Genomic DNA, 24031 nt, shown 5'->3' with positions numbered 1-24031 from the left:
GCGCTGCCGCAGGCTGCGATCTTTTGACTTTGATTTTCAGGATCAAGAGATCTCAGCCAGCGGCAGCTCCTGCCGGGGTGGTGCACCAGATCGTCCTGTGCAATTGACGAGACCCTAGCCATGGAACACCAACCCCTGACCCACCCCGGCAACATCGCGGCATCACCGCCAAAACGCGGCGTGTCAGCCACCGCCCGCGCCTGGCTTTTTCTCACGCCATCGATGCTGTTCCTCGGCGTGCTGATTGCCGCCAGCCTGCTGGTACTGCGCATGAGCGTGGGCACCAAAGGCGCGGAATGGACCGGCTTCAGCCTGGCCAGCTACGCGCAGTTGCTGGAACCTTACTACCTCAAATCCTTGTTGCTGACCCTGCGCCTGGCGTTGATCAGCGCGGCGATTGCCGTGGTGCTGGCGATCCCGGTGGCCTACACCATGTCACGCCTGACCTCACCCTTGGTGCGGCGAATTTTCCTTGCAGCAGTGTTGCTGCCTTTGCTGGTCAACCTGCTGCTGCAAAGTTATGGCTGGCTGGTGATCCTCGGGCCTGGCGGAATGCTCAATCAGGCCTTGATGGGCCTGGGTCTGATCAAGCGTCCGATCATGTTGCTCTACAACCAGAACGGCGTGCTGATGGGGCTGGTGCAAACCGCCTTCCCGCTGGCCGTACTGCCAATCGCCAGCGCCATGCGCGGAGTCGCCCGCACCTACGAAGAGGCGGCGGCCACCCTCGGCGCCAGTCGCTTGCAGGTATTCCGCCAGGTGGTGCTGCCGATGAGTCTGCCGGGCATCATCACCGGCGCGACGCTGGTGTTCGCCTACAACGCCAGCAGCTTCGTAGTGCCCTTGTTGCTGGGTGGTCGGCGCGTGCCGATGTTGGCGGTGATGGTCCATGACCAGATCGCCCCGCTGATGAACTGGCCCGCCGCCTCCGCAGCCGGGGTGGTTCTGATTGTCACCACGCTGCTGATCATGACCCTGTCGGAATATTTCACTGGCCGGCGTCGGCGCAGGATGGAGGCTTCGCAATGAGCACTGTGATCAACAAGCGTCATACGTTACTGCCGGGCGATACCGGCAAGTTTGCCGGCGTGCTGTCGGGCTTTATCCTGCTGCTGGCGGTGCTGCCGATCCTGACGATGATCGTCATGTCATTCAGCGGCGCCTCAAACCTCGACTTCCCACCCAGCAGCTACAGCCTGCAGTGGTACAAGGCCGCCTGGAACAGCTTTGTCTCGCCCGACTCCAGCGATGTGCTGAGCCTGGGCAAAGCCATGACCACCAGCCTGATGGTGGCTTGCCTGACCATGGTCTTCGCCACGATCATCGCGGTGCCTGCGGCCTATGCGCTGACCCGTTGCGAGTTCCGCGGCAAGGGCGTGGCGCTGCAACTGATGTCGTTGCCGCTGGTGTTTCCCATGGTGGTACTGGGCCTGGCCTTGCTGCTGGTTTTCGACAGCCTGCCGTTCCAGATGACCACCTCGCGCCTGGTGATTGCGCACGTGATCCTGGCATTACCCTTCGTGGTGAAGAATTGCACCGCAGCGATGCTATCCATCGGCACTGAGGTCGAAGAGGCTGCGCAGATGCTCGGCGCGTCGCCCACCCGGGCGATCGTTGACGTGGTGGTGCCGTTGATGAAGTCGGGAATCCTGGCGGGGATGCTGTTGGCGTTCATCGTCTCGTTCAACGAGTTCACCGTGACCTACTTCCTCTACACCATTGATGTCATGACCGTGCCTATCTGGATGTACAGCCGCACCGTGTCATCGCTTGACCCGACTGTCTTTTCCTTTGCCGTGCTGATCGTGCTGATCGACTTCGTCCTGATCTGGGCGTTGGAGAAGCTGGTGGGCGAGGGCGGCGTTTCCTTTTGATTTGAGGTGCAACATGACTGGTCTGATTCTGGAAAACGTCGAAAAACACTACGGCTCGGCCTGCGCGGTCAAGGATGTGAACCTGCATTTGCCCGAGGGCAAGCTGGTGTGTTTTCTCGGCCCCTCGGGCTGCGGGAAAACCACCCTGCTGCGCATGATCGCCGGGCTCGAAACCCTCTCGGGCGGGGAGATCCGCCTGGACGGTGAAGACATCGGCCACACCCCGGCGCATCTGCGCAATTTCGGCATGGTGTTCCAATCCCTGGCGCTGTTTCCGCACATGACCGTGGGGGAGAACATCGCTTACCCTTTGAAGCTGCGTGGGGTCAGCAAGGCTGATCAACAGGCGCGGGTGGTGGAGTTGCTGCAGCTGATTCAGTTGCAGGAGATGATTGATCGCCCGGTGTCCAAGTTGTCCGGCGGGCAACGCCAGCGCGTGGCGATCGCCCGGGCAATTGCCTCACACCCGAAAATCCTGTTGCTGGATGAACCGCTGTCGGCGCTGGACGCCAAGCTGCGGGAATCGATGCAGGTAGAAATCCGCCAACTGCAACAGCGCCTGAACATCACCACCATCATGGTCACCCACGACCAGCGTGAGGCCATGACCATGGCCGATATCGTCGTCGTGTTGGGCGAACATCGGGTACAGCAGGTCGGGACGCCCATCGAGATTTACCGGCATCCGGCCAACGAGTTCGTTGCCGACTTCATCGGCTCGGGCAACATTTTCCCGGCTACGGCGCTGGGCAATGGCAAGGTCGGTTTGCCCGGGGGGGACGCCCTGCAAGTGCCGATCTGCAGCAGCATAGTGGCGGGGGCGAAGGTCAAGATGCTGATTCGTCCCGAGGACCTCCAGCTGTCGCAGCCCCAGGCCACGGCGGGAAACCGTCTGCTCGGCAGGGTGACGTTCGTGCGCGACATCGGCGCGACGATTGAAACCACGGTGGAGTGTTCGGGGGTGTCGTTTACTGCCTTGAGTACGCCTTGCCAGGGCTTCGGCCTGAGCATCGGCAACCCGGTATCGGTGACCCTGCCGGCCGAGGCGTGCCGGGTGCTCGGCGCCTGATCCAGATTCGATGGCGGCCTTTGCGGCCTCATCGCGGGCAAAGCCCGCTCCCACAGGTTCTGTGAACGCTACAGATCACTGTGGGAGCGGGCTTGCCCGCGATGAGGCCAGTGGCCACCCGACACTATTTGGATTACACCGACAACCGCAACCGCGCCAAATCCCTTAACGGCGGCGCACCGAACAGCCGGCTGTACTCCCGGCTGAACTGCGACGGGCTCTCATACCCCACTCGATACCCCGCCGCCGACGCATCCAGCCCTTCGGCCAGCATCAACCGCCGCGCCTCCTGCAAACGCAGCTGCTTCTGATACTGCAGCGGACTCATCGCGGTCATTGCCTTGAACCGGTGATGCAGCGTCGACACACTCAGGTTTACTTCCTTGGCCAGGTCATCGATGCGCAACGGTTGCTCGTAATTGCCATTGAGCCATTTGATCGCCTGGCTGATGCGATGGCTCTGGCTGTTGGCAATGGCAATCTCATACAGGCGATGCCCCTGCGGGCTGCGCAGCAGGCGGTAGAGAATCTCGCGGCGAATCAGCGGCGCAAGCATGCCGATGTCCTTGGGTGAATTGAGCAGGCGGGCCAGGCGCAGCACGGCGTCGAGCATCGCGGTATCGATCTGCTCCACGTACAGGCCGCGTCCCGCGGGGCGGGTCGGCACGCCAAGGGGGCCGGCGTCGGCAATCAGCGCGGTAATTTCCGCCGGGTCGATGTCCAGGCGCACGGCCAGTATCGGTTCTTCGCAAGTGACATTCACCACCCGCCCACTCAGCGGCATCGAGACCGACACCACCAGGTAATTCAGCGGGTCGTAATTGAAAAACTCATCGGCCAGGCGCACCTCTTTTCGCCCCTGGGCCATGATGCACAGAGCCGGTTGCGCGAGCACCGGGGCAAAATCGTGGGACTTGCTGTGGCGCGACATGAACAGCGAGCCGACGGCCGTGGCATAGGTGCCATCATCCAGCGTGTTGCGGCGAATGATAGCGGCCAGCTCCGCCCGCTGTTTCTCCATGTCGGCGTCCAGCGGGGCTTCAAAGTGATCGAGCGACGACATGCACGGCATCCTCGGCGAAGTGGTGGGATGAGCAGAGCTTAAATTTGTGCAAGGAACAACGGTAGACACATCCTGCGAAATGCTTGCCTGATTCTGCAACGCGCTCAAGGGTTTCACGTTGGCGGCGGGCGCTAGCCGGGCAAACTTGCTTGAAAGTCATGTTTCAACGCTGTGACAGGATTTACAGGTTGTTACAGGTTCCCGGAGAAGCGTGGCAGGATCGTGCAACAAGCCGGCAGGAATCGACTAACCGCGTTCTCCCGGGCGCGCTTAACCTTTGATCCTGTCGCAGCCCGTCCCACGGCTGCCACTTGAGTACCTGGGAGGGTTTAACATGTCTACGCAAATCCCCGTCAGCCATATGGCCTTTGTTCGTGCTCGTGCCGGGCGTTCGGCGGAACTGGGCGCGCGTCTCAGTGCCCTGATAGAACCGTCGCGTACTGCACCGGGCTGCCTGAGCTTCGCCTTGCAACATTCACAATGCGATCCGGAGTTGTGGCTGGTGTCCGGTTTCTGGCTCGATCAACAGGCCATGACGGCCTACTTCAGCACCCCGGCCATGCAGATTTTTGCCGAGTTGGTGGAGGACCTGGTGGTCAACAGCCTGGATTTTCATACCTTCGAGCAAGTATCAGCCGCCCAGGCGCTCGGACAGACCCGGTCCTGGGTACACAAAATGGCGGGTTGAGGGTTTAATGACGGCATTCTCAATCAGCCAGGATGCCCGACATGGCACGTAAAGCCTTTGAAACCTTCGAAGCCGTATCGGCCGTTGTCCCCCGCGAGGGCGGTTACTACGCGGCGATTGCCACCAAAGCCATCGGTAGCTCGGGCGCACCGCGCTTCAACAAGCTGCTGGAAGAACAGACCTTCAAGACCGCCAAGGAGGCGGACGAGGCTGCCGCCATGCAACTGACGCACCTCAAGGGCGTCGGCGAAGACGGCGAACTGATCTGGTAGTCATCTGAACAGTAGCTACCGGGTCGCCCCCGGGCGGAACATCTTGAACAGTGCCTCCGGCCCCAGCTGGAAGTAATCCGCCGGCCCGCCGCCGCGCAGAATCGGTTCTGCCGCGGCGGTGTCGTACACCCCATCCTTGAGTAGCCATTTGGCAATGTGCACGGCCACCACTTCGCCGAGTATCAGCCAGCTGGGCACCACATTGCCGTCAGCCCGTTGCAGCTGAATGATTTGCGTAACCTTGCATTCAAAGGACACCGGGCTTTCAGCAACCCGTGGCACCTGGATCACTTTCGAGGCAACGGGTGTCAGCCCGGACAACTCGAATTCGTTGACCTCAGGCCCGACCATCGCGCAGCTCTGATTCATCTGCTCGGCCAATGGACGAGTGGCCAGGTTCCAGGCGAATTCGCCGGTCTGCTCGATATTGTTCAAGCTGTCTTTGCGCCCGACGCTGGAGAACCCGATGATCGGCGGAATGTAGTTGAAGGCGTTGAAAAAGCTGTAGGGCGCAAGGTTAAGGCGGCCGTTGGCATCCTGGGACGAAATCCAGCCGATGGGCCGCGGCCCGACGATGGCGTTGAACGGATCGTGGGGCAGGCCATGGCCGTTGGCAGGTTCGTAGAAGTGGATGTCGTCGGGCATGAACGGGTTCCTGGGGATCGTTTCGGGTGGCTTCTGCAGGAGCGAGCTTGCTCGCGAAAAACGTGCGGGAAACGCGTTCCTCCAGGCGGCCCACGTTATCGTTGTCGTCCATCGCGAGCAAGCTCGCTCCTACAGTGGACACCACAATGAAAAAGGGGCAGGCCCGCGAAGGACTGCCCCTTTGATGACGCCAGCGGACTTAGTCCGTGGTGATGCGCGAGTGCTTGCGAGTGTCTTTCATGGTGATATACACCAGCAAAGACACTGCGATACACCCGGTCACGTACCAGTAGTAGCCGGTTTCCATGCCGCTGCTCTTGAACCACAGCGCGATGTATTCAGCAGTACCGCCGAAGATCGACACGGTCAGCGCGTAAGGCAAGCCAACACCCAGTGCACGGATTTCGGTCGGGAACAGTTCGGCTTTCACAACCGCGTTGATCGAGGTGTATCCGCTGACGATGATCAGCGCCGCCATGATCAGGAAGAACGCGCCCCACCAGCTCTGCACGGTGTGCAGGGCGGTCAGGATCGGCACGGTGAACAGCGTGCCAAGGACGCCGAAGGCGATCAGGATCGGTCGGCGACCGACTTTATCCGAGAGCCCGCCTACCAGCGGTTGCAGGCACATGAACAGGAACAGCGTGGCTGCCGAAATCGTGGTGGAGTCGGAGATGCTCATACCGACCGTGTTCACCAGGTACTTCTGCATGTAGGTGGTGTAGGTGTAGAACGCCAGGGTGCCGCCCATGGTCAGGCCGACCACGGTGAGCAGTTCCTTGGGGTGGCGCATCAAGGTGCGCATGGCGCTTTCCTTGGCCTTTTCTTTCTTGGTGAAGGACTCGGTCTCTTCCATGCCGCGACGCAGGTAGAGCGCAACCACGGCACACAGCGCACCGATGGCGAACGGGATGCGCCAGCCCCAGGCATACAGTTCCTCGGTGGTGAGGACGTTCTGCAGGACGATCAGTACACCCAGCGCGATGAGCTGGCCGGAGATCAGGGTCACGTACTGGAAGCTCGAGAAGAAACCGCGACGGTCCTTGGTCGCCATCTCGCTGAGGTAAGTGGCCGAGGTGCCGTACTCGCCACCGACCGACAGGCCTTGCAGCAAACGGGCGAAAATCAGCAGGATCGGCGCGCCGATGCCGATGGTTTCATAGCCCGGGCTCAGGGCGATCAGCAGCGAACCGAAGCACATCAGGTAAACCGAGGCCATCAATGCCTTTTTACGACCAACCTTGTCGGCGTACAGGCCCATCAGCCAGCCCCCGATCGGACGCATCAGGAAGCCTACGGCGAATATCGCGGCGGTATTGAGCAGCTGTGCGGTGGTATCGCCTTTAGGGAAAAAGGCTTTGGCGAAGTACAGCGAGAACGCGGCGTAGACGTACCAGTCGTACCACTCGACCATGTTGCCGACCGAACCGCTGAAGATCGATCTGATGCGACTGGAGGTGGTTCTGGTCTTGGCCGGCACGGCAGCCGATCCTGCGGGCAGGGTGTTGGAGTTATCCATTGAAGGATCCTTAATCTAATTGTTGTATTGGAGCGCATTGAAACGCAGCCTGCGGGGGCTATAGCAGGAGCTGTGCCAACGGGGGGAGGGCCGGTTTAGAGGGGTTTGGACGGGTGCGTAAGCGGATTTCCGCTTATTGGAAAATGGGGGTGAGCGGAAATTCGCTTATCAGCTTGCAGATGTGTATTGGCAGCAACGGCCTCTTCGCGGGCAAGCCGGCTCTCGAAGGGATCAAGGTGGAACACGGATATGTGCTCGGCCACAAAACCTGTGGGAGCGGGCTTGCCCGCGAAGAGGCCGATCCAGGCGCTACAAAAACATCTCGCGAGTCAGCCCATGGCGCTGCATCTTTTCATTGAAGGTGCGGCGCGGCAGTTGCAACTCTTCGAGCACCGCTTTCACATCGCCTTTATGCCGGGTCAAGGCCGCCCGCAGGCAGTGTTCTTCGAAAGCCTCCTGACGAGCCGCCAGTGACTGCCCCGGTTCGCTGCCCACCGGTGCCGGCTCATCGAGCCCCAGCACCTGGCGCTCGGCTACGTTGGCCAGTTCACGGACGTTGCCGGGCCAGTCATGGCTGAGCAAGTGGCTCAACTGCGCGCCGGTCAGTGGTGGAAATGTGCGGCCCAGGCGATCGGCGGCGCTCTGGGCGAAGGTTTCGAACAGCAGCGGGATGTCCTCGCGCCGGTCTCGTAGCGGCGGCAGGCGCAGTTCGGCGACGTTCAGGCGATAGGCCAGGTCTTCACGGAAGCGTCCGGCCCGGGCTTCGTCCAGCAGGTCGGGCTTGGTTGCGGCGATGATTCGCAGGTCCACGCGAATGCTCTGGTTCGAACCCAGGCGCTCGAGTTTCTGCTCCTGCAGCACTCGCAGCAATTTCACTTGCTGGGCCAGTGGCATACTTTCGATTTCATCGAGAAACAGCGTGCCGCCGTCGGCGTATTCGAGCTTGCCGATGCGCTTGCCCTGGGCGCCGGTGAATGCGCCACTTTCATGGCCGAACAGTTCGGCCTCGAACAATTGCTCGGGGATCGCTGCGCAATTGAGCGCCACAAAGGGCTTGGCGGCCCGTGTCCCGAAGTCGTGCAGGCAGCGAGCAACCAGCTCCTTGCCACTGCCGGTTTCACCGCGGATCAACACATTGACCGGCAATGCCGCCAGTTCCAGCACTTGCCGGCGTAACGTCTGCAGTCCTCGGGATACTCCCAGCAGTGTGGCGTCGAGCTTGGCGCGGTTGTCGGCCTGTTCATGCAGGGCGCGGTTTTCCAGCACCAGCCGGCGTTTGTCGAGCGCGCGTCGCAGGCTGCCGAGTAACGTCTCGGGGCTGAAGGGCTTTTCGAGGAAGTCGTAGGCGCCGTCGCGCATCGCGTCCACGGCCATCGGCACATCGCCGTGGCCGGTCAGCAGGATCACCGGCAAGTCGGCATCGCGCCGCTGGACCTCGGCCAACAGCTCCAGGCCGGTCATACCGGGCATGCGCACGTCGCTGAGGATCACGCCAGGAAAGTGCCGGGGCAACTGCGCCAGGCACTCTTCGGCGCGACTGAACAACTGCACTTCGAAGCCTGACAGGCTCAACCATTGTTCGACGGCGCTACGAATGCTGCTTTCGTCGTCGACGACGATCACTGAGTTGAGCATGGGCCCTGGGCCTCCTGGTCGATCGGCAGGGTGAGGGTGAAAGCGGCGCCGTTACCCTGGTTGGTCGCGCTCAGGCGGCCGCCGGATTCGTGAGCGATGGCAAAGGATACGGCCAGCCCGATGCCCAGGCCATCGCCCACGGGTTTGGTGGTGAAAAACGGATCGAAGACTTTTGCCAGGTGTTCCTCGGCAATGCCGCCACCATTATCGGACACGGTCAGGCGCCACAGCTTTTCATCTTCTTCCAACCGGATTTCCAGGCGCTTGCAGGGCTTGTCGTGCATCGCGTCCAGGGCGTTGCGCAATAGATTGATCAGCACCTGCTCCAGGCGAATCGAATCACCACGCACCCAGGCCGGGCGCGTCAGGTGCAGCACCGTGCTGACCTGTTCCTCGCGCAGGCGGGTTTCGAGCAGTTGCAGCGCCTGGTCCACCACAGTCGCCAGGTCCAGGCGTTCGCGCAGGCCGCTGGGGCTCTTGCGGGCAAACGTCTTGAGGTGGCCGGTCAGGGCAGCCATGCGCGTCAGCATGTCATCCACCGGCTTGAGTGCCTTGTAGGCGTCATCTACCCGGCCGTGGTCGAGCAACAGGCGCAGGGTGGCCAGTTGCATGCGCTGGGCGGTCAGCGGCTGGTTGATTTCATGGGCCAGGGCGGCGGACATCTGGCCCAAGGCGGCGAGTTTGGCCGACTGCACCAGGCCATCCTGAGCGGTGCGCAGGTCGCGGGTGCGTTCTTCGACCAGGCGCTCGAGCTCTTCGCGACTGCGCTGGCGGATCCTGGCCAGACGCCAACGCTGATTGAGAAATAGCAGAAGGAAAACCAGCGCCAGCCACGACCCGGCTGCAGCCAGTGCAGCAGTGCGGCTGTCTTCAAAGGGCACCTGCGGGCGACGCAGCAGATGCAGGGTCCAGCCTTCGGCGGCCAGGGGCAGGGATTCCCACAGGTAGTCAACTTTGCCATCCGGGCCATCGACCCGCGCCAGGTGACTGTTGTCGTCGAAACTCTGCAGGGGCTGATAGTCCAGCTGTTTCAGGGGCTGCTTGTCGTACTGGCGGGTGGCCTTGAGTTCGGCGTGATCGCTGTCATTCAGTGGTTTGAGCAAGCGATAACGCCAGCCTGGCTGATTGGCAATGAAGATCACGCCGCGGGCATCGCTGACCAGCAAAGTATCGCTGCCCTGGCGCCATTCACGCTCCAGCTCGGGAAACTCGAGCTTGACCACCATGGCACCGAGAAAGCGCCCATCGTCGGCAGTCACCGCACTGGACAGGAAATAACCGGGAATCCCGCTGGTCACCCCCACTGCATAGAAGCGTCCGGACCCCAGGGTGCGGGTCTGGCTGAAGTAGGGGCGAAAGCCGTAGTTGTGGCCGACGTAACTGCTGGGCAGGCGCCAGTTGCTCGCGGCCACGGCGAGACCGGTTTCATCGAGCAGTTCCAGGGTCGAAGACTCGGCGGCGCCGTTGATCTTTTCCAGCTTGCGGTTGAGCAGGTCCTGCTGTTGGGCGGTCAATGGTCCATCGAGTGCCGAACGCAACTCAGGGTCCAGGGCCAGCACAGCGGGCAGGGCGCGGTAGCGTTCGATCAAGGTGTGCAGCGAGGTCGCGTACAAACCCAGCTGCTGGTTGGCCCGGGCAGCGTCCTCCACCAATGCCTGGCGCTCGGCATGGCGCATGGCCAGGGTGGCGGCGATGACGGCGCCGGCAACGATGACGAGGGAGTAGAGCGTCAGGCGCAAGGGGCGAGAGGACTCGAACATGCTGGGCGTTACACAACGGGACGGTGGGCGCGCACCATAGCATGAGCCATAAAAAAGGCGACAGGAGCATGACCCCTGTCGCCTTTGCCAGACGTGTCTGAAAGGCTTACTGCACTTCTACCGCCAGGCTTTCACTGATCTTTTTCTGCCAGATGGCAGGACCGGTGATGTGTACCGATTCACCCTTGCTATCCACTGCAACGGTTACCGGCATGTCTTTCACGTCGAACTCGTAGATCGCCTCCATGCCCAATTCGGCGAAAGCCACCACGCGGGATTTCTTGATGGCTTGCGCCACCAGGTAAGCCGCGCCGCCCACTGCCATCAGGTAAACGGCTTTGTGGTCCTTGATCGCTTCGATGGCGGTCGGGCCGCGCTCGGATTTGCCGATCATGCCCAGCAGGCCGGTTTGCTCGAGGATCTGGCGGGTGAACTTGTCCATCCGCGTTGCAGTGGTCGGGCCGGCAGGGCCAACCACTTCTTCGCGCACCGGATCAACCGGGCCGACGTAATAGATGAAGCGACCCTTGAGGTCCACCGGCAGGGTTTCGCCCTTGTTCAGCATCTCGACCATGCGCTTGTGCGCAGCGTCGCGGCCGGTGAGCATCTTGCCGTTGAGCAGGACCGTTTCGCCCGGCTTCCAGCTCTGCACTTCTTCCGGGGTCAGGGTGTCGAGGTTGACGCGACGAGCCGACGGGCCGGCTTCCCAGACGATTTCCGGGTAGGCGTCCAGCGGTGGCGCCTCCAGCGAGGCCGGGCCGGAACCGTCGAGCACGAAGTGCGCATGACGAGTAGCGGCGCAGTTGGGGATCATGCACACCGGCAACGAAGCGGCGTGGGTCGGGTAGTCCATGATCTTCACGTCGAGCACGGTGGTCAGGCCGCCGAGGCCCTGGGCACCGATGCCCAGCTGGTTGACCTTCTCGAACAGCTCCAGGCGCATCTCTTCGATACGGTTGGACGGGCCGCGCTTCTTCAGCTCGTGAATGTCGATGGATTCCATCAACACTTCCTTGGCCATCACCGCAGCTTTCTCGGCGGTGCCGCCAATGCCGATGCCGAGCATGCCCGGTGGGCACCAGCCGGCACCCATGGTTGGCACGGTTTTCAAGACCCAGTCGACGATCGAGTCGGACGGGTTGAGCATGGCCATCTTCGACTTGTTCTCGGAGCCGCCGCCCTTGGCCGCCACGTCCACTTCAACGGTGTTACCCGGAACGATGGAGTAGTGGATAACTGCCGGGGTGTTGTCTTTGGTGTTCTTGCGAGCGCCTGCCGGGTCGGCGAGGATCGAAGCGCGCAGGACGTTTTCCGGCAGGTTGTAGGCGCGACGTACGCCCTCGTTGATCATGTCGTCCAGGCCCATCGTGGCGCCATCCCAACGTACGTCCATGCCCACGCGGACGAACACGGTGACGATGCCGGTGTCCTGGCAGATCGGGCGGTGGCCGGTGGCGCACATGCGCGAGTTGATCAGGATCTGTGCCATCGAATCACGGGCCGCTGGCGATTCTTCGCGCAGGTAGGCTTCGTGCATCGCCTGGATGAAATCCACGGGGTGGTAATAGGAAATGAACTGCAGGGCGTCAGCAACGCTCTGAATCAGGTCGTCTTGCTTGATCACGGTCATGAGTCGCGCTCCTCTTAAAGACGGGAACATTCAATAAGGTGCTTGCAGCTTGGGTGCATCGGTCGGTTGCAAGCACCTTTCAAGGCACGCCGGGGCTGCTGGCGCGACGCTAAAAAGGCGCGGCAGTATACCGCGCCTCGGTTTGGTAAACACCCGCCAGAGGTCATTCGTTGGTCGCATAGGGTTCAGGCGTCATCGAAGGCAGGATTGACCAGCAAGTCGAGTCATGGTTTTGACGCCATTTTTTCGATCTTAGAATTGATTGGTCATTTATCAGGCTCGCCACTAAAGTGGCATCCGGACTGTAGAGTAGGACACTCAAACAGCGTTTTTTTCGCACGGTGAGTCAACGATTGACCCATAACGCCATCCAACGACTTTTACTCAAACGCTTCGCCCTCGCCGCCGGTACCTATGCCCTGGCCTTGCTGCTACTGTGGCTGGCTTTTTTTACCGGCCATTACGATGCGCCCCTTGCCAGTGTGGTCATTGGCAGTGTGCTGGTGGTCATCACTCAGGTGGCACTGTTCGGGTATTTCTACAGTGGCCGCAACCTGCGCCTTGCCGACCCCAGCCTGACCGAAGCACAGGTGCTGCTGGGCCTGGCCTGGCAAACCTGGTTGATTGCCCACCTGGACGATGCCCGCGGCACGTTCCTGGTCTTTTATGTATTGATCCTGCTGTTTGGCCTGTTCCATCTGTCGCGCCATGCGTTCATTCGTTGCGCGCTGCTGGTGTTCTTCAGTTTCAGCGCTATCACACTGTGGGACGGTTACCATTTTCAGCTGGCTGACCCGGCTCTGGCCATCCTGCAGGTTTGCCTGCTGTTTATCGTGCTGGTCTGGCTGGTGTTTTACGCCCGTTATGTCCAGGCCTCGCGACAGCGCATGCGCCAGCGCCGTTTTGCCTTGCAGGCGCACCAGGACACCCTGCGCGGAATGATGCGCCAGCTCGAAGACCTGGTGGCCACCGATGAGCTGACCGGCCTGTTCAACCGCCGGCACTTCCTGCGCCTGGCGACCCGCGAGTTGAACGCGATGGATGCTGATGTCGTGCACGGCCTGGCACTGATCGACCTGGATCACTTCAAGCGAATCAATGATGTCCACGGCCATGCTGCCGGCGATCAGGTGCTGCAGGCGTTTGCGGCGGTCGCCAGCGCCTGTCTGCGCGAAGGTGACGTACTCGCCCGCTATGGCGGCGAAGAGTTCGTGGTGCTGCTGCCCGACTGCAATGCCGAGCGCCTGACTTCATGTTGCGAGCGTTTGCGCATCGCCTTTACCGACGTCGAGCTGATCGGCATCAGCGTCAGCCACCTCAGCCTGTCGGCGGGCATGACATTGCTGGAGTTGGGTGACGATCTGGACGATGCCTTGCACCGCGCCGACCAGGCGCTTTATCGCGCCAAACGCGACGGGCGCAATCGCTGCGCGGCGGCGTGGGAGAACGCCGATGCCTGAGTTGCGCGTGGGCGAGCGGCGGTGGTCGGTCGCGCCGGGCAGCAACCTGCTCGACGCGTTGAACAGCAACGGCGAGGCCGTGCCATATAGCTGCCGCGCCGGCAGCTGTCACGCGTGCCTGGTGCAGTGCCTGCAAGGGCTGCCCAGCGACACCCGGCCCGACGCCCTCAGTCCCGAGCAGCGCCAGCAGGGTTGGCGGCTGGCCTGTCAGTGCCAGGTGGTGGAGGATCTGCAGGTGCATGCCTTCGATCCACAGCACGATGGTCGCCCCGCCGAGGTGAGTGCGATCGATTGGCTCAGCGCCCATGTGTTGCGCCTGCGCCTGGTGCCACAACGCCCTTTGCGTTATAGCGCCGGGCAGCATCTGGTGCTGTGGGCGGGACAAGTCGCACGACCCTACTCGCTTGCCAGCCTGCCTCAGGAAGACCGGTTCCTGGAGTTTCACATCGATTGCCGGCAACCGGGCGCGTTCAGCGATGCCGCCCGGCTGATGCAGATCGGCGATTCGATCCGTCTTGGCGAGTTGCGCGGCGGAGCACTGCACTACGATGCGGACTGGCACGACCGCCCGCTATGGCTGTTGGCGGCGGGCACTGGGCTGGGGCCGTTGTTCGGCATCCTGCGCGAGGCATTGCTGCAGGATCACCAAGGGTCCATCCGCGTGATTCACCTGGCCCACGACCCCAGCGAGCACTACCTGGCCAAGCCGCTACAGGCCATGGCCGCCACCCGCCCGAACCTCAGCATCGAGCTGTGGACCCCGGCGGATCTGCCCACGACACTGGCACAACTGCGCCTGGTTTCCCGGCAGACCCAGGCCTTGCTATGCGGCGGCCCCGACAGCGTTGATGCCTTTGCCCGGCGCCTGTACCTGGCGGGACTGCCGCGCAATCAACTATTGGCCGACGCCTTCCTGCCCCGCGGTTGAGTGCCGTTGGCTGGCGGGGGGCCATCAGATACCCCAAAAAAAGGCCCCCCAGCGCGAACTGGGGGGCCTCCTTTTTACTGGCTGAAGTCTCAGACCATCGGGTCGCCAACGTGCAGGATCTTCATGCCGTTAGTGCCGCCAATGGTGTGGTAGCTATCGCCTTTGGTCAGAATCACCCAGTCGCCTTTCTCCACGACACCGCGCTTGAGCAACTCGTCGATTGCAGCCTGGCTGACTTGCTCAGGCGGCAATGATGCCGGGTCGAACGGTACGGTGTAGACGCCACGGAACATGGCTGCGCGGGCCTGGGTTTCACGGTGCGGTGAGAACGCGTAAATCGGTACCGAGGAGCGGATGCGCGACATGATCAGCGGCGTGTAGCCACTTTCGGTCAGGGCGATGATCGCCTTCACGCCCGGGAAGTGGTTAGCGGTGTACATGGCTGCCAGCGCGATGCTCTGGTCGCAGCTTTCGAAAACCTTGCCGATGCGGTGGCTGGAGGTCTTGCTGGTCGGGTGCTTTTCAGCGCCGATGCAGATGCGCGCCATGGCCTGTACGGCTTCCAGCGGGTAGAGACCGGCAGCACTTTCGGCAGACAGCATCACGGCGTCGGTGTAGTCGAGCACGGCGTTGGCTACGTCGGACACTTCGGCACGGGTTGGCATCGGGTTCTGGATCATCGACTCCATCATCTGGGTCGCCACGATCACGGCTTTGTTGTGGCGGCGAGCGTGCAGGATGATTTTCTTCTGGATACCCACCAGCTCGGCGTCGCCGATTTCCACGCCGAGGTCGCCACGGGCAACCATCACCGCGTCGGAGGCCTTGATCAGGCCGTCGAGGGTTTCATCGTCGGCCACGGCTTCGGCGCGTTCGATCTTCGCCACCAGCCAGGCGGTACCGCCAGCTTCGTCGCGCAGTTGGCGCGCGTATTCCATGTCTGCGGCGTCACGCGGGAAGGACACGGCGAGGTAATCAACCTCCATTTCAGCAGCCAGCTTGATGTCGGCTTTGTCTTTCTCGGTCAGGGCCGGTGCAGTCAGGCCGCCGCCGCGACGGTTGATACCTTTGTGGTCCGACAGCGGACCGCCAATGATCACGGTGCAGTTCAGTTCGGTGGCGGTCGCGGTGTCGACGCGCATCACCACGCGACCGTCGTCGAGCAACAACTCGTCGCCCACGCCGCAGTCCTTGACCAGGTCCGGATAGTCGATGCCGACGATCTGCTGGTTGCCTTCGGTCAATGGATGGCTGGTGGAGAAGGTGAATTGATCACCGATCTTCAGCTCGATCTTCTTGTTGGCGAATTTGGCGATACGAATTTTCGGGCCTTGCAGGTCACCCAGCAGGGCGACGAAGCGGCCGTGCTTGGCAGCAAGGTCCCGCACCAGCTTCGCGCGAGCCTTGTGCTCGTCGGGGGTGCCGTGGGAAAAGTTCAGGCGGGCGACGTCCAGGCCAGCCAGAATCAGCTGTTCTAGAACTTCCGGCGAGTTACTGGCCGGGCCAAGGGTAGCGACGATTTTGGTACGACGGACGGACATGCAAAGACTCCTGAGTTCAAGCGCTGAGTGAGGCTACTATGCTCTTGGGTTGTAGTCATTGTTCCCGTGCACTACTTATTCGTTTGTGTGTTGAAACGAACATTGCTGAAGATTTTCGCCGACGGGTCGATACAGAGCTCAAGACAGGAGAACCCTCATGCGATTCGTGCTCATAGCCGCCCTGGCCCTCAGTATCACGGGCTGCACCCGTTGGTCGATGAACCATCATTTAAATAACGCCTACAGTGCTTACGACCGCGGCAATTGCGAGCAAGTGACGCTCGAACTGTCGAAAGTCGAACGCGCCAGCCGCGCGCGGCCTTATGTATGGCCGGAAGTGTCGATGTTGCGCGGATTGTGCCTGGAACGGCAGAAACTGTTTGTCGATGCCGCGCAAACCTATCAATTCATCCTCGCATCGTACCCGCAAAGCGAATACGCGTTCCGCGCCCGTGCCCGCCTGGAGACCCTGCAGTCACTGGGCCATTACCCGCTGCGCAGCACCAGCACCAGCGCCGTGCGGGCGACGCGTTTCTGATTACAGTTGTCATACCAAGCCTGGCTCACCGCGTGCGGTGAGCTATAGTCCAAGGGCTCGGGTCTGGGGCCCTGTCTCCAGACCGGCGCCACACCTGTGATCGGCCCAAGTAAGCGGCAGCGGTTCAACGGACTGTCGAACCAGGATCGGGGAGAGCGTACCCATTGCCCACGCAGGCGGGTCCGTTCCGAAGCATTAGTGCGGCCCTGCTTAAGGGCCTGGCAAAGCGAACTCAGCATGTTCACCAACCGCCGGATCGAACGGCATCAGCTGCCGTATTTTCTGAGAGTGTTTAACAGCGTGACAGACAAACCCATCGGGTTCCTGGGTAATGTGTCCGAGGACGGGCTGATGTTGATCAGCCAGTTGCCGATGATGGTCGGCGCCGATTTTGATTTGCGCCTAAAAATCCCGGCCACTGATGGCAGCCAACAGATCATCGATGTGCGGGGATGTTGTCTTTGGTGCCACGAAGACGCGACGCCGCATCATTACGATGCCGGTTTCAGCCTGCAGCGAACGCCTGCGGAATATGGGTATCTGGTCAGCGCCCTGAGGCAGTACTTCAGTTTCCAGCCGTTGCCGGCCTCGGCCTGACAGCAAGCGCAAGCTTCAGGTGCTGCCACTGCGCTTCAGGCTTAAATAGTGCGTCACCAGCGCTGCCCCCAGTTCCCCCGGGCGCACATCCACCACCGGTACGCCATGGGCGCTCAGTCCCTCGTGGAGTTGCGCCCGTGAGTTCATGTAGTCCACCGTGCCGCAGTAGGTGAGTGATTCCTCGAGGGTCTGCACCGGAGTCTGCAGCACGCGGTCGAGCACCTCTTCGCGCAAGCTTGCCAGCAGCACCCTGTGTTGTTTGCCCAAGCGTTGAACGGCGCTGAGCAAGCCTTCATCGTCCTCGTCCCGCAGATTGGTGATCAGTACCACCAGGGCGCGGCGTTTCTGCCGGGCCAGTAGCTGGCTGGCGGCTGCCTGGTAATCCGCAGGGCGCTGGGTGGTGTCCAGGTCATAAACTGCATTGAGCAACACGTTGAGCTGGCCGCTGCCTTTGACCGGCGCCAGATAGCGCGGCTGGTCGCTGGCAAAAGTGCACAGGCCCACGGCGTCGCCCTGGCGCAAGGCGATATAGCTCAACAGCAGGCAGGCGTTGAGGGCGTGATCGAAGTGCGCCAGCTCGCCGTCCTGGCTGCGCATGCGCCGACCGCAGTCGAGCATGAAAATGATCTGCTGGTCGCGTTCATCCTGGTATTCCCGGGCAATCGGCGTGCGCTGGCGTGCGGTGGCTTTCCAGTCGATCTGGCGCAGGCTGTCACCCTCGCGAAATTCGCGCAGCTGATGAAACTCCAGACCCAGGCCCCGGCGTTGCCGCTGGCGCACCCCGAGCTGGCTGAGCCAGTTGTCTACTGCCAGTAGCTGGCCGCCGTAGAGGCGGGCAAAGTCGGGATAGACGCGGGTGCTGTCGATCACGGGTAACAGGCGCTTGCGCGTCCACAGGCCCAGTGGACTCGCCAGATTGATTTCGCAATGTTCGAAACTGAAGTGGCCGCGCTTGAGTGGGCGCAGACGATAACTGAGCTGGCTGCGATGTCCCGGTTGAAGTTCGACCGACAGTGGCAGGTTCTCGACGCTCAGGCCATCGGGAGCGTGGTCATGCAGTTCAAGGATTCGTGAGTGTGCTGAGTCATGTTCGACCTCCAGTCGCACGTCACTCCAGCGCCCCAGAGCCAGGCTTGTGGGCATATGCCGGGTGATCCGCGGCGAGGCCTGGCGGCTGGCACGCACGGCGTCGAGGATCGCCAGCATCAGCAGCGCCAGGAGCAATCCCCAACTGATCGACGCCAGACTGGCGGGCAGCGCGATGCCGAGCGCGCGTAACGCTCCGAGCGCGATACCGATGGCCAGCAGCAATGCCAGCCAGATCAGCAGCAGGCGCGAGGGTTTCACAGCCGCGGTGCCGGCACTTGATCGAGCAACTGCCTGAGCACCTGGTCAACGTCCAGGCCTTCGATATCCAGCTCCGGGGCAATGCGTACCCGATGGCGCAGTACCGCAAGGGCGCAGCCTTTGATGTCATCGGGGATCACGAACTCGCCGCCGCGCAACAACGCCCGCGCCCGGGCACAGCGCACCAGCGCGATGGATGCCCGTGGCCCGGCGCCAAGGGTCAGGCCCGGCCAGCTGCGGGTGGTGCGCGCCAGGCGAACGGCGTAGTCGAGCACCTGGTCATCCAGTGCCAGGTCGCTGGCAATGCGCTGCAGGGCCAGTACGTCCTTGGCCTGTAGAACCGTGCGCAAAGGCTGTACGTCGAGCATGTCGGCGCGGGTCGAGCGGGTGACCTGACGCACCATGTCCAATTCCTGGCTGGCGTCGGGATAATCCATGCGCACCTTGAGCATGAAGCGGTCCAGTTCAGCTTCGGGCAGAGGGTAGGTGCCTTCCTGTTCGATCGGGTTTTGCGTGGCGAGCACCATGAACGGTTGCGCGATGGGCAGGGCGCGGCCTTCGAGGGTGACCTGGCGTTCCTGCATGGCTTCCAGCAGCGCCGCCTGCGTCTTGGCCGGGGCGCGGTTGATCTCATCGGCCAGCAGCAGGTTGGTGAACAGCGGACCCTTGCGCAACTTGAACTGTTCGGTCTGCAGGTCGTAGACCGCGTGCCCGGTGACGTCGCTGGGCATCAGGTCCGGGGTGAACTGGATGCGCGCAAATTCACCGCCGAAGCATCGGGCCAGGGCGCGCACCAGCAGGGTCTTGCCCAGCCCCGGCACCCCTTCGAGCAGGACATGTCCGCCCGCGATCAGGGCGGTCAGCACGTCATCGATCACTGAATCCTGGCCAATCAGTGCCTTCTGCAACTCAGCCCTGACCGCCTGGGCCAGCTGGCTGGCGCGCAGGCGTTGCTGGGCGGCGTGGCTTGGCGTTCCAGGTTCTGGCTGTTCACTCATCATAAGGCGTTCCTCAAGGATTGCAGGTGGGCCACCTGGCGGCTGAAGTCGGCGCTGTTGAGCCGCTGCTTCGGTCGCGGGCTCATGGCCTGGCTGATAGCGCGTGTGGGGTGGCCGGTCAGGCGTGACAGCACCAGCCATTGTTCGGCGACGCCGAGTTGATCAAACCCCTGGTGACGGCGTCGCACGCGCCGCAGGATGTCCTGTCGCAAGGCTTGCAGCAGGCTCTGCTGGCCATTGCGGCGCAGCATGAAAGCAGCGCTGGCGCGCAAGTGTTCCTGCAGTTGGCGGCGCGCTGGCGCAGGGGTTTCCTGCAACGGGCCATGGCGTACGCCCGCGTGCCAGCAGCCCAGGCCGATCAGCGCGATCAACGCCACCAGTGCCTGGGGGAAATAGCGCAGCAGCAGGGTCACCAGGTTGTCGTGATCGGTATTGAACACCAACGTCACCTGCGTATCGGCGGTGAGGTACCAGAGCAGCCAGGCATTGTCGTACTGGTCGATGGCCGGGTTTTTCCACAGGTCGGCGTCGGTAACCACCACGATCGAGCCCAATCCGTGATTGAGTTGCATCATGTGCGTGGCCTTGGCGCTGTTGGCCCAGGCCTGCGCCAGGTTGTGCGGGTCTTCGAGATGAAAGGCGGTGTCGAAACCGGCGTAGGCTGGCCCTGCGTCATCTTCCAGGTAAAGCTTGGTGAGTTTGGGGTAGGGGTCATCACCGGGCGCTGTCGGCGGATCTTTCAGGTCCTTGCTCAGGGATTGATGCAACTGTACGCGGTCGAGCAGCAGGTCGTTGCTTTGCCCGGTCCTGTCATCCCACAGGGACTCGGCGACGAACACCAGGCGCCCGCCTGCACGGGTCCAGTTCATGATCTGGTCGACCTGCCTGGGCGTCATGTTGTACCGATCGCCGAACAGCAACAGGCTGTGCTGGCGCGGATCGAGCGAGGGCAGGATGTCGAGGCCATTGGCGTGGCCGACGCTCAGGCCCTGTTTGCGCAGGAATTGTTCGGCTGCCAGATAAGGGTTGGCCAGGGCTTCGGGCGCGGGACCGTGATCGATCTGCTCCTGATAAGGCGTTGCCTTCAGATACAGGTAGATAGCCAGGCACGCCAGCAGCACCGCGATGATCGTGCCGAGCACCAGGCCGTAACCGCGTTTCAACGCGAGGCTCCCGGGCCGAACAAGGCACGCCAGCCGTCACACAATTGCTGTTGTGCCAGTGTGGGAGGCACGCAATGCCCGTAGGCCATGTTCTGCCAGTGACCGGTAAGGCTTTTACTGAAGGCGGCCAATGCCGGCTGGTTCAATTGTTCGATACGCTGCAGCACCTCGCCTTCGGTGTCGGCCGGTTTCAGCGGCATGTTGAAGTCGTGCAGCAAGTGGCTTAGCAGGGCACGATAGAGCAAGCCCAAGGCTTCTCGGGGTTGGGTCTGCCACAGCCGTTCGGCACTGGCGGCAATGTCGGCGGGCAAGGTTTCGCGGCCAAGGTCGAGGCCGAATGCCTGCCGGGGCGGCGCCTGCAGTGTTTTTCGGTCTGTTGGCGGACGACGGCTGACGAAGGCCTGCAGCCAGTCGCGGTAATGCCAGATCAACAAGCCCGCCGCCCCGATCACTGCGCCCCACAGCAACGCTTCGAGCAGCGTCGCCACTGCGCCGAAACGCTGGGCGTCGAGCAGTTCGAGTAATGCCTTGAGCCAGCCAGGGGTGGGGTCATCACCAGCGTTTCCAGGGCCCGCTTGCTCTTCGCCGAAGCGATAGCGGGTCACGGTTTCTTTATTCGTGAACGGCGGGTTATCAAGGATTGCCTTGATGCTGTCCCGGGAGGCCTGGCTGGTCAGGGGTTGCTCCAGAAGGCGCGGGCTATCAGGGGAAACGGCCGGCTCTGCGGCCCAGGAATCTTGCATCGTGGGCATCATTAAAAAACTCGCCAGCAGTACAATGGCGGCAGTGCTCAGGCGCTGGCGCAGTCGGCGAAACACCAGTTCGAGGTCCCAGGCTTCCAGCACCGTGCGCCGGTTCAGGTACAGGCTGAAACCGCAGGCTACATAGATCGGTTCCCACACGATCAACACCAGCACGTAAAAGAGATTGCTCAGGTGTTCGAGCCACCCCCAGTCCTGCTGACTGGCGGAAATCAAGGCTTGCCAGCCCCAGTCGACTTCAATCTGTTGCGGCAGCAGCAGATAGAACAGCACCATCAGGCCAATCCACAATGTGCTCTCCAGGTGCACGCCGATGACCGTCAGCCAGCGCGCCGCATTGGCGTCGCGCTGCATCAGGACCTGCAGGCGCTGTTCCCTTGCCTGGCCATCGAGGCCTTCGAGTTGCATGACAGGCATCAGGAAACTGCGGCTCAGGCTCAGGCGGCGCCAGGTCAGGCTGGCGATTAACTGAGGCTTTAGCAGCCGCGGCCATTGGCGCAGCGCCTGTTTTAATGTCGGTGTTTCACCGAACAGTGCTGTCGAAAGGATGAACAATGGCAGGCGCTCGAATGCCGGTTTCAACCACCAGAAGATGAACACGGCCAGGGTGGGTGAATCCCATAGCAGCACACTAAGCAGCGCAAAAACCGGCAGGGTCACGATGGCCCAACTGGTCATCAGCAAGCGGCGATGACGCTGGCTCAGCAGCACACCCAGGTCCATGGCTTCCCAGGTTCGGCGGGGGCGAATCACGACCGTTGCATCACTCAGGCGCATGGCGCGTCCGTCCGGCAAACAGTAGATACGCGCTGACCAATGACCAGAGCACGGCGCCGACCAGGTACTTGATGGCGGGTGCCGGCCCGGTCATCGATGACCAGTACGCTTCGATAAAGGCGGCAATTACCAGAAACAGCATCACCCCACAGATCAGCCCCACGCTTGTCCTGGCCGCCGTTCGCAAGGCCTCGGCGCGCCTCAGCCGCCCCGGCGCGATCAACGCCCAGCCCAGTTGCAGGCCCGCAGCACCCGCCAGCACGATGGCCGTGAGTTCAAAGGCGCCGTGCCCGATCACGAACGACCAGAAGGTTTGCCCGAAGCCGATATGGGTCAGGTGGCCGGCCACCGCGCCGATCATCAAGCCGTTGAAGACCAGGAAAAACGCGCTGCCAAGGCCAAACAGCAACCCGCTGGCGAAGGTCTGAAAGGCGATGCCGATGTTGTGCATGATGTAGTAGCCGAACATCACCCAATCCTCGCTGGCGGCCCGTTCCGGCGTGCGCCCCAGCTGACCGGATTCGGGGTTATACATTTCCTGCATTTGCCTGACCTGCTCCGCCGGAATCAGGTTGTAGATCAGCTCCGGAAACCAGTAAACCAGCAGCGCAAAACCGATCAGGCTGGCGAAGAACAACAGGCCTGCCGCGAGGACGAAGTGCCACTGCTCGCGCACCAGTCGCGGAAAGTCGGCCAGGATAAACGCCAAGGCCTTGGCTCCCAGCTGGCCGCGTTGGCGGTACAGTTGCTGATGACCACGCAGGGCCAGTTGCTGCAATGAGTCAACCAGGAAGCTGCTGTAGCCACGCTCACGGGCCAGCGCCAGTTGATGGCACAGGCGACGGTAGTCCGCAGGGAAACTGCTCGCGCCGGAGATTTTTTTTTTGCCCCGTTCCAGGCCGTCGAGCGTCAGGGAAAATCGCTCCCATTCAACCTTGTGGCGGTTCTCGAACAGACTCTGCTTCATGCCGGCCCCATCAAGCCGCGGGCAATCCCGCCGAGTTCGGCGACGGCCTTCGGTTCGTGGAGTTGCAAGGGTTGGGCGACGATGGCGGCCAGCTCGCCGACCCGTGCTGCAGAAAGGTCACCCTGGCGTTCGGCAAATCCGAGGATGGCGCGCTGCTCGGCCAGGGTAAGGGTCACCACGGGACGACGGGGTTCGACGTCAGGCAGCGCCGGGCGCTTGGGCGGTTGTTCGCGGTAGATCACCAGCGTGCCGGCGGCAAGGTCGCCCAGGCGTTTGAAGGTAGGGTGTTGCAGGCAACTGATCGCGCCCAGGGCATAGCCGAAGGGCAGCATGTCAACGAACCGCAGCAGGTTGCGCAACAGCGAGGCGGACCAGCCGACCGGGGTGCCATCGTCCTGTACGACGCGCAACCCCATCCACTGCTTGCCCGGCGAACGGCCCTGGTTGAGCACTTCAAACAGCACCATGTACCACCAGCTCACGACGAACAGCAGGATCGAACCCAGGCCAGCGCCGAGCTTGCCCAGAAAAGACAGCACGATGAACAGCAAGCCGAGGATCAAGCCGCGCAAGGCCAGGTCGATGGAGAAAGCCAGTACACGTACCACCAGCCCGGCCGGACGCAGTGGCAGGTCGATGCCCTCTGGCGTCTCGACCTGATGCCGCGTGTCCAGTGGCGGTGACAGCGTCGCTTTCCATGGCAGTGCCGGGGTCTCGAGCATGGGCAACCTTGATGTAGCCTGTTCGGGATTCGATCGACTGGATGCTAACAGCCTCGCGGGGGGAAACGACATCACAA

The 24031-nt window shown here is 62.1% G+C and carries 22 protein-coding genes; 9 read left to right on the top strand and 13 right to left on the bottom strand.

All coding sequences use genetic code 11. From position 1 onward, the window contains the following. Positions 1 to 120: 120 nt before the first annotated feature. Genes EQV97_RS18180 through EQV97_RS18170 form a run of 3 tightly spaced genes read left to right on the top strand, consistent with a single transcriptional unit; the run spans position 121 to position 2943 of the window. Positions 121 to 1029 carry an ABC transporter permease gene (locus tag EQV97_RS18180; protein ID WP_122840111.1) on the top strand — a complete coding sequence of 303 codons (909 nt, stop codon included), beginning with the start codon at positions 121 to 123 and terminating at the stop codon, positions 1027 to 1029. Continuing rightward, complete coding sequence (locus tag EQV97_RS18175; protein WP_240889407.1) at positions 1026 to 1874, top strand: ABC transporter permease; 849 nt, start codon at positions 1026 to 1028, stop codon at positions 1872 to 1874. Before EQV97_RS18180 ends, EQV97_RS18175 begins: the two co-directional genes overlap by 4 nt. A gap of 13 nt (positions 1875 to 1887) precedes the next feature. Next, the gene (locus EQV97_RS18170; RefSeq protein ID WP_045058274.1) at positions 1888 to 2943 is read left to right on the top strand and encodes an ABC transporter ATP-binding protein; all 1056 of its coding nucleotides are present in this window, start codon (positions 1888 to 1890) and stop codon (positions 2941 to 2943) included. A gap of 133 nt (positions 2944 to 3076) precedes the next feature. Here EQV97_RS18170 and EQV97_RS18165 read toward each other — a convergent pair whose 3' ends face one another. Next, the gene (locus tag EQV97_RS18165; protein WP_122840114.1) at positions 3077 to 4006 is read right to left on the bottom strand and encodes an AraC family transcriptional regulator; all 930 of its coding nucleotides are present in this window, start codon (positions 4004 to 4006) and stop codon (positions 3077 to 3079) included. Positions 4007 to 4340: 334 nt separating this feature from the next. Between EQV97_RS18165 and EQV97_RS18160 the strand changes: the two genes are divergently transcribed. Then, a complete protein-coding gene (locus tag EQV97_RS18160; RefSeq protein WP_122840115.1) occupies positions 4341 to 4694 on the top strand; it encodes a putative quinol monooxygenase in 354 nt (117 codons plus the stop codon). 41 nt (positions 4695 to 4735) lie between these two features. Then, on the top strand, positions 4736 to 4966 hold the full coding sequence (locus tag EQV97_RS18155; protein WP_045058271.1) for a hypothetical protein: 231 nt from the start codon (positions 4736 to 4738) through the stop codon (positions 4964 to 4966). A gap of 15 nt (positions 4967 to 4981) precedes the next feature. Here EQV97_RS18155 and EQV97_RS18150 read toward each other — a convergent pair whose 3' ends face one another. The 5 genes from EQV97_RS18150 to EQV97_RS18130 all read right to left on the bottom strand — a co-directional run bounded on the left by EQV97_RS18150 (position 4982) and on the right by EQV97_RS18130 (position 12155). Next, positions 4982 to 5611, bottom strand: a complete 630-nt coding sequence (locus EQV97_RS18150) for a flavin reductase family protein (protein ID WP_045058270.1) — start codon at positions 5609 to 5611, stop codon at positions 4982 to 4984. Between the two features lie 199 nt (positions 5612 to 5810). Then, on the bottom strand, positions 5811 to 7130 hold the full coding sequence (locus tag EQV97_RS18145) for an MFS transporter (protein WP_122840116.1): 1320 nt from the start codon (positions 7128 to 7130) through the stop codon (positions 5811 to 5813). Between the two features lie 309 nt (positions 7131 to 7439). Next, entirely contained in the window at positions 7440 to 8765 is a 1326-nt protein-coding gene (locus EQV97_RS18140; RefSeq protein WP_122840117.1) for a sigma-54 dependent transcriptional regulator, read from the bottom strand. After that, complete coding sequence (locus EQV97_RS18135) at positions 8750 to 10525, bottom strand: ATP-binding protein (protein ID WP_122840118.1); 1776 nt, start codon at positions 10523 to 10525, stop codon at positions 8750 to 8752. The genes EQV97_RS18140 and EQV97_RS18135 overlap by 16 nt, the downstream gene beginning before the upstream one ends. A 106-nt stretch (positions 10526 to 10631) precedes the next feature. Further along, entirely contained in the window at positions 10632 to 12155 is a 1524-nt protein-coding gene (locus EQV97_RS18130) for a fumarate hydratase (RefSeq protein ID WP_045058265.1), read from the bottom strand. Positions 12156 to 12508: 353 nt separating this feature from the next. Here EQV97_RS18130 and EQV97_RS18125 point away from each other — a divergent pair, with 353 nt between their 5' ends. Then, entirely contained in the window at positions 12509 to 13615 is a 1107-nt protein-coding gene (locus EQV97_RS18125) for a GGDEF domain-containing protein (RefSeq protein ID WP_122840119.1), read from the top strand. Beyond that, positions 13608 to 14543, top strand: a complete 936-nt coding sequence (locus EQV97_RS18120; protein WP_122840120.1) for an iron-sulfur-binding ferredoxin reductase — start codon at positions 13608 to 13610, stop codon at positions 14541 to 14543. Before EQV97_RS18125 ends, EQV97_RS18120 begins: the two co-directional genes overlap by 8 nt. A gap of 89 nt (positions 14544 to 14632) precedes the next feature. On the opposite strand, the gene pyk is transcribed toward EQV97_RS18120, so the two are convergent. Continuing rightward, entirely contained in the window at positions 14633 to 16084 is a 1452-nt protein-coding gene (pyk, locus tag EQV97_RS18115) for a pyruvate kinase (RefSeq protein WP_122840121.1), read from the bottom strand. A gap of 157 nt (positions 16085 to 16241) precedes the next feature. Here pyk and EQV97_RS18110 point away from each other — a divergent pair, with 157 nt between their 5' ends. Together EQV97_RS18110 and EQV97_RS18105 are read left to right on the top strand one after the other, a co-directional pair. After that, positions 16242 to 16622 (top strand): tetratricopeptide repeat protein, encoded by a 381-nt coding sequence (locus EQV97_RS18110; RefSeq protein ID WP_122840122.1) that lies wholly within the window; start codon positions 16242 to 16244, stop codon positions 16620 to 16622. A 237-nt stretch (positions 16623 to 16859) separates the two neighbouring features. Next, the gene (locus EQV97_RS18105; RefSeq protein ID WP_122840123.1) at positions 16860 to 17219 is read left to right on the top strand and encodes a PilZ domain-containing protein; all 360 of its coding nucleotides are present in this window, start codon (positions 16860 to 16862) and stop codon (positions 17217 to 17219) included. Between the two features lie 15 nt (positions 17220 to 17234). Here EQV97_RS18105 and EQV97_RS18100 read toward each other — a convergent pair whose 3' ends face one another. From EQV97_RS18100 to EQV97_RS18075, 6 genes are read right to left on the bottom strand one after another with little or no spacing between them, the layout of a single operon-like run. Further along, positions 17235 to 18566 (bottom strand): DUF58 domain-containing protein, encoded by a 1332-nt coding sequence (locus EQV97_RS18100; RefSeq protein WP_240889405.1) that lies wholly within the window; start codon positions 18564 to 18566, stop codon positions 17235 to 17237. Next, on the bottom strand, positions 18563 to 19564 hold the full coding sequence (locus EQV97_RS18095) for a MoxR family ATPase (RefSeq protein ID WP_122840238.1): 1002 nt from the start codon (positions 19562 to 19564) through the stop codon (positions 18563 to 18565). The genes EQV97_RS18100 and EQV97_RS18095 overlap by 4 nt, the downstream gene beginning before the upstream one ends. Continuing rightward, positions 19564 to 20727, bottom strand: coding sequence for a DUF4350 domain-containing protein (locus EQV97_RS18090; RefSeq protein WP_240889403.1), 1164 nt, complete (start codon positions 20725 to 20727; stop codon positions 19564 to 19566). Before EQV97_RS18090 ends, EQV97_RS18095 begins: the two co-directional genes overlap by 1 nt. Beyond that, entirely contained in the window at positions 20724 to 22265 is a 1542-nt protein-coding gene (locus EQV97_RS18085) for a DUF4129 domain-containing protein (RefSeq protein ID WP_240889402.1), read from the bottom strand. The genes EQV97_RS18090 and EQV97_RS18085 overlap by 4 nt, the downstream gene beginning before the upstream one ends. Further along, a complete protein-coding gene (locus EQV97_RS18080; RefSeq protein ID WP_240889400.1) occupies positions 22252 to 23232 on the bottom strand; it encodes a stage II sporulation protein M in 981 nt (326 codons plus the stop codon). The genes EQV97_RS18085 and EQV97_RS18080 overlap by 14 nt, the downstream gene beginning before the upstream one ends. Next, positions 23229 to 23954, bottom strand: coding sequence for an RDD family protein (locus EQV97_RS18075; RefSeq protein ID WP_240889397.1), 726 nt, complete (start codon positions 23952 to 23954; stop codon positions 23229 to 23231). Before EQV97_RS18075 ends, EQV97_RS18080 begins: the two co-directional genes overlap by 4 nt. Between the last annotated feature and the right edge of the window lie 77 nt (positions 23955 to 24031).

Origin of the sequence: Pseudomonas sp. TMW22090 (assembly GCF_022496665.1) — a bacterium.
In the GTDB taxonomy this organism is placed as follows: Bacteria; Pseudomonadota; Gammaproteobacteria; order Pseudomonadales; family Pseudomonadaceae; genus Aquipseudomonas; species Aquipseudomonas gregormendelii.
Note: the sequence above shows the minus strand (reverse complement) of the source record. Positions and strands in the feature narration are given on the sequence as shown.